General features: G+C 68.5%; 10 protein-coding genes. 2 read left to right on the forward strand and 8 right to left on the reverse strand.

Annotation, left to right across the window (positions count from 1 at the left end):
* Nucleotides 1-7 precede the first annotated feature (7 nt).
* The 3 genes from JL11_RS03460 to JL11_RS03470 all read right to left on the reverse strand — a co-directional run bounded on the left by JL11_RS03460 (nucleotide 8) and on the right by JL11_RS03470 (nucleotide 4,383).
* Complete coding sequence (locus JL11_RS03460) at nucleotides 8-805, reverse strand: exodeoxyribonuclease III (protein ID WP_054764428.1); 798 nt, start codon at nucleotides 803-805, stop codon at nucleotides 8-10.
* A 256-nt stretch (nucleotides 806-1,061) separates the two neighbouring features.
* On the reverse strand, nucleotides 1,062-1,760 hold the full coding sequence (locus JL11_RS03465) for a LolA family protein (RefSeq protein ID WP_082382575.1): 699 nt from the start codon (nucleotides 1,758-1,760) through the stop codon (nucleotides 1,062-1,064).
* A 187-nt stretch (nucleotides 1,761-1,947) separates the two neighbouring features.
* Nucleotides 1,948-4,383 (reverse strand): DNA translocase FtsK, encoded by a 2,436-nt coding sequence (locus tag JL11_RS03470; protein ID WP_054764429.1) that lies wholly within the window; start codon nucleotides 4,381-4,383, stop codon nucleotides 1,948-1,950.
* 133 nt (nucleotides 4,384-4,516) lie between these two features.
* On the opposite strand from JL11_RS03470, the gene JL11_RS03475 reads away from it, so the two are divergent.
* Complete coding sequence (locus JL11_RS03475; protein WP_054764430.1) at nucleotides 4,517-5,770, forward strand: UbiH/UbiF/VisC/COQ6 family ubiquinone biosynthesis hydroxylase; 1,254 nt, start codon at nucleotides 4,517-4,519, stop codon at nucleotides 5,768-5,770.
* Here JL11_RS03475 and JL11_RS03480 read toward each other — a convergent pair.
* The 5 genes from JL11_RS03480 to dapF form a co-directional block, all read right to left on the reverse strand.
* Nucleotides 5,767-6,582 carry a SirB1 family protein gene (locus tag JL11_RS03480; protein WP_054764431.1) on the reverse strand — a complete coding sequence of 272 codons (816 nt, stop codon included), beginning with the start codon at nucleotides 6,580-6,582 and terminating at the stop codon, nucleotides 5,767-5,769. The two genes, JL11_RS03475 and JL11_RS03480, sit on opposite strands and share 4 nt — an antisense overlap.
* A 9-nt stretch (nucleotides 6,583-6,591) precedes the next feature.
* The gene (locus JL11_RS03485; RefSeq protein ID WP_054764432.1) at nucleotides 6,592-7,011 is read right to left on the reverse strand and encodes a YraN family protein; all 420 of its coding nucleotides are present in this window, start codon (nucleotides 7,009-7,011) and stop codon (nucleotides 6,592-6,594) included.
* A complete protein-coding gene (gene rsmI / locus JL11_RS03490) occupies nucleotides 7,008-7,880 on the reverse strand; it encodes a 16S rRNA (cytidine(1402)-2'-O)-methyltransferase (protein WP_054764433.1) in 873 nt (290 codons plus the stop codon). The genes JL11_RS03485 and rsmI overlap by 4 nt, the downstream gene beginning before the upstream one ends.
* Nucleotides 7,881-7,882: 2 nt before the next feature.
* Complete coding sequence (locus JL11_RS03495) at nucleotides 7,883-10,240, reverse strand: NADP-dependent malic enzyme (protein WP_054764434.1); 2,358 nt, start codon at nucleotides 10,238-10,240, stop codon at nucleotides 7,883-7,885.
* A 138-nt stretch (nucleotides 10,241-10,378) separates the two neighbouring features.
* Nucleotides 10,379-11,209: a diaminopimelate epimerase gene (dapF, locus tag JL11_RS03500; protein WP_054766790.1), complete on the reverse strand. Its 831-nt coding sequence runs from the start codon at nucleotides 11,207-11,209 to the stop codon at nucleotides 10,379-10,381.
* A 41-nt stretch (nucleotides 11,210-11,250) separates the two neighbouring features.
* Between dapF and JL11_RS03505 the strand changes: the two genes are divergently transcribed.
* The gene (locus tag JL11_RS03505) at nucleotides 11,251-12,045 is read left to right on the forward strand and encodes a potassium channel family protein (RefSeq protein WP_054764435.1); all 795 of its coding nucleotides are present in this window, start codon (nucleotides 11,251-11,253) and stop codon (nucleotides 12,043-12,045) included.
* The last annotated feature ends 81 nt before the right edge of the window (nucleotides 12,046-12,126 follow it).

Raw genomic sequence — 12,126 nt, forward strand, 5'->3', positions numbered from 1 at the left:
GTCGGGGTCAGACGGACAAATCGACCGTCACCGGCGCATGGTCGGACGGCCGGTCCCACTCGCGGACGTCATCATGAATCCGGGCCGTGTCCTTGATGACGGCCGGGGTCAGGCCGGGCGAGGTCCAGATATGATCCAGGCGCAGGCCGCGGTTCGACTTGCGGAAGTCGGCGGCTCGATAACTCCACCAGCTGGCCAGCTTCTGCGGTTCGGGGAAACGGTCGCGCAGCACGTCGGCGAAGCCGCCTGTGGCCTGAAGTCGGTTCAGCACCTCCACCTCGATCGGCGTGTGGCTGACGATCTTGGACATGTAGCGGTGGTTCCACACGTCGCCCTCGCCCGGTGCGATGTTGAAATCGCCGGCCATGACCAGGGGGCGAGACCGATCCTGTCGGGCGACGATCTCGGTCAGCTGTTCGTAGAAGTCGAGCTTGTGATCGAACTTGGGGTTCAGCGTCCGGTCGGGCACGTCGCCGCCGGCGGGAATGTAGAAGTTCTGAACGTCGATCCCGGCGACCCGGGCCGAGACGCAACGGGCGTGGCCCAGTTTGCAGACCTGGAAGGTCTCGCTGTCCTCAAGCGGCAGGCGGCTGGCGATCGCCACCCCGTGCCAACCCTTCTGGCCGGCGACACGCATATGAGGCAGGCCCATCTCTTCGAAGGCGGCGCGCGGGAACTGATCCGTCGTGCATTTGATCTCTTGCAGCATCAGAACGTCGGGAGCCCGTTCGGCGACGAACCGGGCGACCTGATCGATGCGCAGGCGGATGGAGTTGATGTTCCAGGTGGCGAGGCGAAGGGTCATGCTTCGCTTTAACAGGCCGCGCTCCGGAAGAACCACCCAGAAAAAAGGCCCGGCCTCTGCGGGCCGGGCCGATCCAGTTTCGTCTCTCTCGCCGCCGGGGAGGGGGATGCATCCGGGCGGTAGAGCGGCCGCCGCCGCTCTGTGTTCTAGATGTCACGACCGAAGGAAAAGGTCAAATTGTCACATTTCTCGCTTGGCCGTGATTCTCCGGCAACGGACGGATACCGGTGATTCGCGACTCCCGCTCGCACAGGCGCTAATTCCGACCGGGTCGGCGGGTGGGGTCTCGCAGTTGGAACAGGCTGGCCGCCAAGCCGGAGGCAGGCTGAAGCGAGGTCAGCTGAGTGCGGGTCCGCGATCCCTGGGCGTCGGAAATGGTCCATTCGTGCAGGCGGATCGGATCACCGGCGAAGGCCAGAACCACCTGGCCGTCGTTGGGCCGATTGGCGTCGCGGGCGGTGATGGCGAAGGCGCCGGACTGCATCCGCGTGACGCGGTCGATACGGACGCCCTGGTCCAGCCGCACATTGCGCGCAAGGAAGGTCGAAAGGGGCGTTCGTCCCAGCGGAACCTGCTGGAAATTGTTCAGTCGCGGGTCATAGCGTTTGACGTTGTAGCCGTCCGACACGACCAGCAGGCCGGCCGGATTGGTGTATTCGAACCGCATCTTGCCGGGGCGCTGCAGATAGAAGCGGCCCTCGCGGCGCTGTCCGCCCGGACCCGTCTCGACGAACGTGCCCTGGGCCGAGGTCAAGCCTTGGAGATAGGTCTGGGCCCTTTGAACCACCGCCCGATCCTCGGCCGATAGATTGGATTGGGCCTGGGCCGCGTCGAACATCCCCAGGGCGGCCAAGCCCGTCACAAGTCCGGCGCCCAGCAGCAGGGCGCGGCGTTGGGAATCGACGGCGGCGCCGATCTGGGCGGCGAGGCTCTCGGCGACGGCGGTGGTGGTCATGAAGTCAGTCTCCCGTTCGGGATGGTCAGCGATGCCGCCGTCTTGCCCGATCGGCTTGGCGTCGGAATGACGCGAGCCTGACCATATTCCGGCGCTCCGATGAAGCCCTGTTCATCGAAATGCTGAAGCTTGGACGCGACGGCGGGTCAGACAACGGCTGGAAGGCGCAGCCGTTCCTCGGCTTGGCTCACACCATCGGCGGCGGGCCGGCCAGGACATCGCGCTTGCCGGCGTGGTTGGCGGGGCTGACCACGCCTTCCTGCTCCATTCGTTCGATCAGGGAGGCGGCGCGGTTGTAGCCGATCTGCAGACGACGCTGGACGTAGGAGGTCGAGGCCTTGCGGTCGCGGGTCACGACGGCGACGGCCCGGTCGTACAGATCGTCGCCCCCGCTCCCATTTGGGCCGCCGTTTCCGCCCTCGTCGAAGCCGCCGTCCCCGTCGCCGTCCGGTTCGTCGGTGATCAGGTCCAGATAGTCGGGCTCGGCCTGGGCCTTCAGGTGTTTGCAGACGTCCTCGACCTCCTTGTCGTCGACGAAGGGGCCGTGCAGGCGGGTGATGCGGCCGCCGCCGGCCATATAGAGCATGTCGCCCTGGCCCAGCAGCTGTTCGCCGCCCTGTTCGCCCAGGATGGTCCGGCTGTCGATCTTGGAGGTGACCTGGAAGGAGATCCGGGTCGGGAAGTTGGCCTTGATGGTGCCGGTGATGACGTCGACCGACGGGCGTTGGGTCGCCATGATCAGGTGGATGCCGGCGGCGCGGGCCATCTGGGCCAGGCGCTGGACGGCGCCTTCCACATCCTTGCCGGCGACCAGCATCAGGTCGGCCATCTCGTCCATGACCACCACCAGATAGGGCATGGGTTCGGGGCGGATCTTCTCGGATTCGTAGACGGGGCGGCCCTGGTCGTCGAAGCCGGTCTGGACCGTGCGCTCGAAATGTTCGCCCTTGGCTTGAGCTTCGCGGGCGCGCTCGTTGTAGCTGGCGACGTTTCGCACGCCCAGTTTGGACATGCGGCGATAGCGGTCCTCCATCTCGCGCACCGTCCATTTCAGGGCGACGACCGCCTTCTTCGGATCGGTGACGACGGGGGCCAGCAGGTGCGGGATGCCGTCATAGACCGACAGTTCCAGCATCTTGGGGTCGATCATGATGAAGCGGCACTCGGCCGGGCTGTGACGATACAGGATCGACAGGATCATGGCGTTGACCCCGACCGACTTGCCCGAGCCGGTGGTGCCGGCGATCAAGAGGTGGGGCATGCGGGCCAGGTCGGCGACATAGGGCTCGCCGCCGATGGTCTCGCCCAGCGCCAGAGGCAGCAGGTGGCCCTTCTTGTCGTATTCGGCGCTGGACAGAAGGTCGCGCAGATAGACGGTCTCGCGCTTGGCGTTGGGCAGTTCGATGCCGATGGCGTTCCTGCCCTGAACCACCGAAATCCGGCAGGCGCGGGCGGACATGGAGCGGGCGATGTCGTCGGCCAGGGCGACCACGCGGCCGTGTTTCACGCCGGGGGCGGGGACCAGCTCGTACAGGGTGACCACGGGGCCGGGGCGGATCTGGTCGATCACGCCGCGCACGCCGAATTCCTGCAGCACGCCTTCCAGCATCTTGGCGTTCTGCTTCAGGGAGTCCTCATCCACCGAACCGACGCGCTGGGCGGGCTTGGTGAGGATGCCCAGCGGCGGCAGGTCGAAGGCGCCTTCGGGACGGTCGAAGACGAAGGCCTGCTGGTCGACGTCTTCCTTGCGCGGCTTGGGCGCCTTGACCGCGGCGACGCGGGGTTCGACCGCTCGCGGCGCGGCGCGGGCGGCGGGGGCGGGCTCCTCCTCCCAGGGCGGCAGGTCGTCATAGGCCGTCTGGGGACCGTCGGCGTCCTGATCCGGCGCGACGGCGGCGTCCGGGGCGGGGGCGGGCGTGCGAACCTCGGGCTTGGGCGCCGCCTTTTCGCGTGCGGGGGCGCGCGGCTTTTTGGCAGCGACGGCAGGCGGGGGCGCGGCGGGGGCGCGCAGCGAGCGGCCCCAGTGCAGGGCGTCGATGAAGTCCATGGCGCGCAAGCCGATGGCGAAGCCCGTCAGCCACAGGCCGCCGCCCAGGAACAGCAATCCGGCGATGATCCGCCCGCCGGGAATCCTCAGGGCGGCCAGGCCCTGGGCGGTCAGGCCGGTGAAGGCGTCGCCCCACAGACCGCCCAGGCCGGCGGCTAAGGGCCAGGCGGCGGGGGCGGCCAGGGCCGCGAGGGCCCCGGACAACAGCAGGGTTCCGGCCGTGGCCGACAGGGCCTTGATCGGGCTGGGTTTCAGACGTTGCTGGATGGCGTCGCCGATGGCGCGGGCCAGGCCGAAGGCGATCGCCAGCAGGGCGGCGGGCCAGGCGGCCAGGCCCAGGGACTGCATGAACAGGTCCGCAAACAGGGCGCCGTTCGCCCCCAGCCAGTTGGTGGTCGGCAGGCTGGAGGCGGCGTTCAGACTGGCGTCCGCCGGATTCCAGGAGATCAGGGCGATCAGCAGCAGGGTCGCCAGCAGGGCCTGAAGCACACCCCGGAAACGCACGACAAAGGGCGCCTCCCAAAGGATGCGGGCGCTGATCCAGGCCTGGCGGCCGACGGCGAGGGCGGTGGACATGAAAGGCGAGACCTTCCGGGCGGCTGACGTTCGACCCGCCTTGTCGCATCCCCAGGGTTAAGGGCTCATTTACCAGGCGCCGGAGACAAACCGTCCTCTGGACCTTTTGAGCGTGCGGCGCGACAAGCCTGCCATGGCAGAGACCGAACGCTACGACATCATCATCGCCGGCGCGGGCCTGGCCGGGGCGAGTTTCGCCCTGGCGGCGGCGCAGGGCGGGCTGAAGGTGGTGCTGGTCGATCCCCAGCCGTTCAGCGCCCAGCTGGCGCCCAGCTTCGACGGGCGTTCGACCGCGATCGCCTTTTCGACCTTCCGAATGTTGGACGCCCTGGGCCTGGGCGAGACCCTGCGGCCGCACGCCTGCCGGATGGATCACATTCTCGTCACGGACGGCCGTCGGCCGGGCGCGGCCAGCAAGTCGCCCTCGCCGGCCTTCCTGCGCTTCGACGCCGAGGAGATCGGCGGGCGGACCGGGGGCGAGCCCCTGGGCTATATGGTCGAGAACCGGCGGATCCGGGCGGCCCTGGCCGAGGCGGTGACGGCGGCGGGGATCGAGGTGCGGGCGCCGGCCTCGGTCGTCTCGGTCGAGCGGGATGCGGGCAAGGCGACCGTGACCCTGGCCGACGGCTCGATCCTGACCGCCGCCCTGGTGGTGGGGGCGGAAGGGCGCGGCTCGACCGTGCGCCGCGCCGCCGGGATCGAGACGGTCGGCTGGGCCTATGGCCAGAGCGGGGTGGTGGCCACGGTCCGGCTGGGCCGCGACCACGGCAATGTCGCCCACGAATATTTCCTGCCCAGCGGCCCCTTCGCCATCCTGCCCCTGACGGACCAGCGGGCCAGCCTGGTCTGGACCGAGACGACCCGGCGGGCCGAGGCCCTGCGCGACGCCTCGGACGCGGCCTTCCAGTCGCATCTGATGCGGCGGTTCGGGGCCTTTCTGGACGGGATTTCGGTCGAGGGGCCGCGCTTCGTCTATCCGCTGTCGCTCAGCCTGGCCGAAAAACTGGTCGCGCCGCGTCTCGCCCTGATCGGCGACGCCGCCCACGGAGTGCATCCGGTGGCGGGCCAGGGTCTGAACATGGGGCTGAAGGACGCCGCCGCCTTAGCCGAGGTTCTTGCCGAGGCCGCGCGACTGGGCGAGGATCTGGGGGCCGAGACGGTTCTGGAGCGTTACGCCCGCTGGCGCCGGTTCGACAACGCCGCCCTGGCGGCAGGTTTCGACGCCTTCGTGCGGCTGTTCTCCAACGACATCGGCCCGGTCCGGCTGATGCGGGATCTGGGCATGGCGGCGGTGAACCGGATCGGGCCGCTGCGCCGGGCCTTCATGCAGGAGGCGGGCGGGGCGACCGGCGACCTGCCGCGGCTGCTGCGCGGCGAACCGGTCTAGTTCAACCGCATTCGAACGCGCTCGAAGGTCGTCGATCGACGCGCTTCTTCGACGCCGTCCAGGCCGCGAGCCCGCGACAGGGCCTCCAGTGAACCGGTCAGCGCGCCCTGTTTCTCGCGGGCGGCGGCGACGTCCAGCCAGGGCCGGTGGTCTTCCGGGTCCAGCAGGGCCCGGCGCAGGGCCGAGCGTTCGGCCGCCTCATAGTCGTGGCTGCGGATGGCGCGGCTGAACAGCAGGTTCTGCAGCCGGATCAAGGCCTGACGATCGCTGACCGGGGCCATCAACAGGTCCAGCCGGTCGGCGACGTGCGGCGTCAGACCGGCCCGAAGCGCCCGCCGGGTCAGTTCGCTGGGCAGGACCAGCCGACCCTGGCTGAAGGGATCGAGCGCCACCGGACCCTCGGCCGTCTCGACCCGGACCAGGAAATGGCCGGGGAAGTCCACCCCCGCCGCCTTCAGCCCCGCCGCACGGGCGGCGTGGAGATAGAAGACCGCCAGGGCGGCGGATAGGCCGCGGCGGCGCTCGGCCACCTCGATCAGATCCGTGTTGGCGGGATGGTCGTAATGGAGCAGGTCGCCGTTCAGACGCAGGTCGGCGGCCATGGTTTCCGACAGGGCCTCTTCCGGGCTTTCGCCCCCGAGCCGCTCCTTCAGCCTTTCGCAGGCGCTGCGGGCCAGGGTGCGGACGGGTTGGGGGTCACGGAAGGGATGATCGTGGATGGCGCAGGCGATCGCCGCCTCCAGCAGGGGGAAGCCCTCGTCGCCGCCGTCACCGGCCGACGTCAGGATGGCCTCGGCCTCTTCCCGGGTCATGCGATCCCTTCAGTTCCCGCGCCTCTGAACGCCGCGAAGATGACGCGGAAATCGACCGGGAGCCAGCGCCACCATATCAATTCTCAATTCAAGTGGTTGCAGGGCCGGGCGATTGCGCCGGACCGCCTCGCCCGCTGCAACCAGCCGATCATGCTGGGCGGGCTTCAGCGCCAGGACGGCGAGGTCGAGCCGGGCGCGGCGCTTGACCTCCACCACGGCAAGGGTTCGCCCGCGACGGGCCAGCAGGTCGATCTCGCCGGAGCGGGTCTTCAGCCGAAACCCCAGAATCTGATAGCCCTTCAGCATCAGCCAGAGGGCGGCGATCCATTCCGCCGCATGACCGGCCTTGAAGGCGGCGCCCCCCTTGGCCTGACGCCAGGCCGCCTTCGGACGTCGCTCCGGCGTCGGGCGGGGCAGGCGGGGGCTCACTTGCCCTGAAGCTCCAGGGCGCGGCGGTACAGGGACTTGCGGTTCAGGCCCAGGGCGCGGGCGACTTCCGAGGCGGCTTCTCCGGTCGAAAGCCGGGTCAGGGCGTCGGTCAGGGCCGCGTCGGCGTCCGCCTGGGTCGCTTCTTCCGCTTCGCCGGGGCCGATGACCACGACGATCTCGCCCTTGGGCGCATCCAGTCGGGGATCGACCGCCAGTTCGTTCAGCGAGCCCCGCACGCATTCTTCGTACAGCTTGGTCAATTCACGCGCCACGGCGGCCGGGCGAGGGCCGAGAACCGCCGCCATGTCGGTCAGGCTGTCGCGCAGGCGCGGCCCGCTTTCGAAGAAGACCAGGGTCTGGCGCTGGCCTTTCAGCCCTTCCAGGGCGGCGGTCCGCCCGGCGGTCTTGGGCGGCAGGAAGCCGGCGAACAGGACGCGGTCAGCGGGCAGGCCGGCGATGCACAGGGCGGCCAGCAGGCTGGACGGGCCGGGAATGGGGTGGACCGGCAGGCCCTCGGCGATGACGGCGCGGGCGACGACGAAGCCGGGATCGGACACCAGGGGCGTGCCGGCGTCGGAGACCAAGGCCACCACCTCGCCGCTCCGGAGGCGCTCGATCGCCTGTTCGGCCGCACGACCGGAAGCGTGGTCGTCGCAGCGTTCCAGCTTCGCCTTCAGTCCATAGGCGGACAGGAGTTTGGCGGTGACGCGGGTGTCCTCGGCCAGGACCAGGTCGGCGGCGGCCAACACGTCCAGCGCCCTGAGCGTCATGTCGCGCAGGTTCCCGATCGGCGTCGCCACCAGATAGAGACCCGGCTCCACCCGCCGGGGCGGGGGGGCGGCGGGGGGGAAGAGGCCGGGTTCGCTCATGATCAGACGGTGGGGGGCACCGCCGTGCTCGGCTTTTCGACCACGGCGGCGGGCGGACGCGGCGCCGAGGTCAGGCCCGAGCCCTGGAAGGCGGGGCCGGCGTCATAGGCGGCGAAGGTGGCGGCGGTGATGATCTCGCTGACCGAAGCGCCCAGGGAGACGATCTGGACCGGCTTCTCCAGCCCGACCAGCAGCGGTCCGATGACGGTCGCGCCGCCCAGGGCCTGGACCAGCTTGGTCGAGATGGCGGCCGAGTGGATGGCCGGCATGACCAGGACGTTGGCCGGCTTGGTCAGGCGGTTGAAGGCGTAGGCGGGATGGCCCTTGGGATCCAGGGCGACCTCGGGGGGCATTTCGCCCTCGTATTCGAAGTCGACGCCCTTCTTGTCCAGGATGCGGATCGCCTCACGGACCTTTTCGGCCCGGTCGCCGGGCGGATTGCCGAAGGTGGAATAGCTGAGGAAGGCCACGCGCGGATTGCGGCCGAGTTTGCGCACCGTCTCGGCGGCCTTGATCGCGATGTCCGCCAGCTCAGCGGCGTCCGGCAGTTCGTGAATGGTGGTGTCGGCGACGAACAGGGTCCGGCCCTTGGCCAGCAGGATCGACAGGCCGATCAGGGTGTCGTCCACGTCCAGGACGCGCTGGACCTCTTTCAGGGCCATGTTGAAGTTGCGGGTGACGCCGGCGACCATGGCGTCGGCCCGGCCCTTGGCGACCAGGGTGGCGGCGAAATAGTTGCGGTCCTGGTTGATCATCCGCTGAACGTCGCGGCGCAGATAGCCGCGACGCTGCAGCTTCTCGTACAGCCAGTCGGTGTCCTCGACATTGTGGCCGGAGACGCGGGCGTTGGTGATCTCTATGCCCAGATCGTCGAAATTCAGCCCGGCCTCGGCGGCGTTCTGGCGGATCAGATCCTCGCGTCCGACCAGGATGGGGGTGCCCAGATCGGCCTGTTTGAAGCCCCAGGCGGCGCGGATGACGGCCGGCTCCTCGCCCTCGGCGAAAACGATGCGCTTGTTGGGTCCGCCGCGCACGGCCGAGTTGATCTTCTGCATCAGGGCGGCGGACGGATCGACGCGCGAGCGCAGGGCGTTGCGATAGGCGTCCATGTCGTCGATCTGGACGCGGGCCACGCCCGAATCCATCGCCGCCTGGGCGACGAAGGGCGGGATGTACCAGATCAGCCGAGGATCAAAGGGGGTCGGGATAATGTAGTCCGGGCCGAACTTCAGCTTGCGGCCGCGATAGGCGGCGGCGACCTCGTCCGGCACGTCCTCGCGCGCCAGGGCGGCCAGGGCCTGGGCGCAGGCCACCTTCATCTCATGGTTCACCCGGCGCGCCCGCACGTCCAGGGCGCCCCGGAACAGATAGGGGAAGGCCAGGACGTTGTTGACCTGGTTCACATAGTCCGAGCGGCCGGTGGCGATGATGGCGTCCGACCGTACCGACTTGACGTCTTCCGGCGTGATCTCGGGATCGGGGTTGGCCATGGCGAAGATGATCGGATTGGGGGCCATGGAGGCCACCATCTCCTTGGTGATCGCGCCCTTGGCGGACAGGCCCAGCACCACGTCGGCGCCGACCATGGCCTCGGCCAGGGTGCGCAGCGGGGTGTCGGTGGCGTGGGCCGCCTTCCACTGGTCCATGCCGTGTTCGCGGCCCTTGTAGACGACGCCGTCCTTGTCGCAGATGACCGTGTTCTCGGCCTTGACCCCGGCGGCCTTCATCAGGGCGATGGAGGACAGGCCTGCGGCGCCGGCGCCGGCGAGAACCACCTTGACCTCGTCCAGCCGCTTGCCGGCGACATGACAGGCGTTGATCAGGCCGGCGGTGGAGATGATGGCGGTGCCGTGCTGGTCGTCATGGAAGACGGGGATGTCCAGCAGGTCCTGAAGTTCGCTCTCGATGACGAAACATTCGGGGGACTTGATGTCCTCCAGATTGATGCCGCCCCAGGTGTCGCCGATGTTCTTCACCACGGTGATGAACTCGTCCGGATCGGTGGTCTTCACCTGGACGTCGAAGCTGTCCACATCGGCGAAGCGTTTGAACAGGACCGACTTGCCCTCCATCACCGGCTTGGAGGCCATGTGGCCCAGATTGCCCAGGCCCAGAATGGCGGTGCCGTTCGAGATGACGGCGACCAGATTGCCCTTGGAGGTGTATTCGTAAGCCTTGTCCGCATCCTGGGCGATGGCCAGGACCGGCACGGCCACGCCCGGCGAATAGGCCAGCGACAGGTCGCGCTGGGTCGCCATCGGCTTGGTCGGGGCCATCGAGATCTTCCCCGGCGTGGGGATGCGGTGGAAATCCAGCGCCTCCTGGTCGGAGAAGGTCTGTTTTTCTGTCAGATCGGGCATCGGGACGTCCAGGGTTCGGCGCGGCTGTAACCGTTCGTGTCCTAGAGCTTGGGACGCGCCGCGCCAAGCCTTGACGCTCCGGAAGGGGCACACGCCTCAGCGCAAGCTTCCCTTCACGTCAGCGTCACCCCCATCGTGTCAGAAGGGCAGGGCGCCGGTGCGCTCGACCTCGACCGGGCCGGTCATCAGCACATGGTCCGTCGCCGGATCCCAGTCGATCGTCAGCTCGCCGCCGTCGACGACCACGGTGGCCTTGCGGTCGGTCAGGCCGCGCCGGACCGCCGCGACCTGGGCTGCGCAGGCGCCGGTGCCGCAGGCCTTGGTCAGGCCGGCGCCCCGCTCCCAGACCCGAAGCCGGATATGGCCGCGGTCCAGCACATGGGCGAAGCCGACATTGACCCCTTCGGGAAACAGGGGGTGGTGTTCGACCAGGGAGCCGGAACCGGTCACGAAGGCGTCGTCCTGCCGGTCGGTGAAGAAGACGACGTGCGGATTGCCCATGGAGACGGCGCCCGGCGTGTGCAGGATCGGCGCGTCGATGGGGCCGAGCTGAAGCTCGATGCCGCGGGTGTCCATCTCTTCGGCCAGGGGGACTTCGGTCCAGTTCAGCCGGGGCCGGCCCATATCGACCGTCACCCTGTGGTCGCCGGCGCGGGACGCCGTGGTCGGGCCTGCGGCGGTGTCGATGACCACCCGGTCGGAGCCCTTGGCCTCCATCAGCAGCCAGCCCACGCAGCGCAGGGCGTTGCCGCAGGTCTCGACCATGGAGCCGTCGGCGTTCCAGACCCGCATGAAGGCGTCTGCCGTGTCGGACGGTTCGATGGCGATCAGCTGGTCGAACCCCTCGCCCTTGGCGCGGTCGGCCAGGGCGCGAATCTGGTCCTCGGTCGGACGAAACGGGGTTTCCAGCGCGTCGATGACGATGAAGTCATTGCCGGCGCCGTTCATCTTGACGAAAGGACGGGTCATGCAGGCCATATAGGCTCAATCCCCGCCGTCCGGAAACCGCTGTGTCCCAGACCGAAACCGACCCCAAGGACGACGGCCTGCGACTGCGCGCACGGCTCCGATATCTTTATCACGGCGGTCAGCCGGCGGCGGTGAAGTTCCGGCTGACGGTCATCGTCATCGACTTCGCCATCATCGCCTTCTTCCTGGCGGCTCCGATCCTGAAGAACATGGGCTGGGCCTTCTATGTTCTGGACTATCTGATCGCCGCCGTGCTGGCGGCCGATCTGGCGGCGCGGGCCTACGCCTATTCGGATGTTCGCGACTGGCTGAAGAAGCCGATCGTCTGGTTGGATCTGTTCGTCCTGGCGACCCTGCTGTTCCCGGCCTGGCTGTTCAATCTCGGCTTCCTGCGGATGTTGCGGCTTTGGACCCTGCTGAACTCGGACTTCTTCTGGCGCACGGTGGGCGCGCGGTTCGACGACACCCGCGTCGAGGCCATAGTGCGAGCCTTGTCGGGCCTTGTGACCTTCGTCTTCGTCGTGACCGGCTTCGTCTATGCGACCTTCCGGGGACACGACGGGATCAGCGGCTATATCGACGCCCTCTATTTCACCGTCGCGACCCTGACGACGACCGGCTTCGGCGACGTCACCCTGCCGGGGCCGCTGGGCAAGCTTCTGTCCATCGCCATCATGCTGGTGGGGATCACCCTGTTCCTGCGTCTGGCCCAGGCCCTGATCAAGCCGCACAAGGTCCGCCACCCTTGCGACCGCTGCGGCCTCCAGACGCACGATCCGGACGCGGTGCACTGCAAGGCCTGCGGGAACCTGATCTGTATTCCCGACGAGGGTTGAGAAAGATGACAAAACCGTAAGGGCGGATTCGTCGCCTTGTCGCCCGGCCGACCGCCGTTAAGGTGCCGGTCTTCAATTCCG

Origin of the sequence: Brevundimonas sp. DS20, from assembly GCF_001310255.1 — a bacterium.
Lineage (GTDB): Bacteria > Pseudomonadota > Alphaproteobacteria > Caulobacterales > Caulobacteraceae > Brevundimonas > Brevundimonas aurantiaca.

Coding starts and splice junctions, on each gene's coding strand:
- JL11_RS03480 (WP_054764431.1), bottom strand. CDS start 6,582: ATGACCCGGGAAGAGGCCGAGGCCATCCTGACGTCGGCCGGTGACGGC.
- JL11_RS03495 (WP_054764434.1), bottom strand. CDS start 10,240: ATGCCCGATCTGACAGAAAAACAGACCTTCTCCGACCAGGAGGCGCTG.
- dapF (WP_054766790.1), bottom strand. CDS start 11,209: ATGACCCGTCCTTTCGTCAAGATGAACGGCGCCGGCAATGACTTCATC.
- rsmI (WP_054764433.1), bottom strand. CDS start 7,880: ATGAGCGAACCCGGCCTCTTCCCCCCCGCCGCCCCCCCGCCCCGGCGG.
- JL11_RS03465 (WP_082382575.1), bottom strand. CDS start 1,760: ATGACCACCACCGCCGTCGCCGAGAGCCTCGCCGCCCAGATCGGCGCC.
- JL11_RS03460 (WP_054764428.1), bottom strand. CDS start 805: ATGACCCTTCGCCTCGCCACCTGGAACATCAACTCCATCCGCCTGCGC.
- JL11_RS03470 (WP_054764429.1), bottom strand. CDS start 4,383: ATGTCCACCGCCCTCGCCGTCGGCCGCCAGGCCTGGATCAGCGCCCGC.
- JL11_RS03475 (WP_054764430.1), top strand. CDS start 4,517: ATGGCAGAGACCGAACGCTACGACATCATCATCGCCGGCGCGGGCCTG.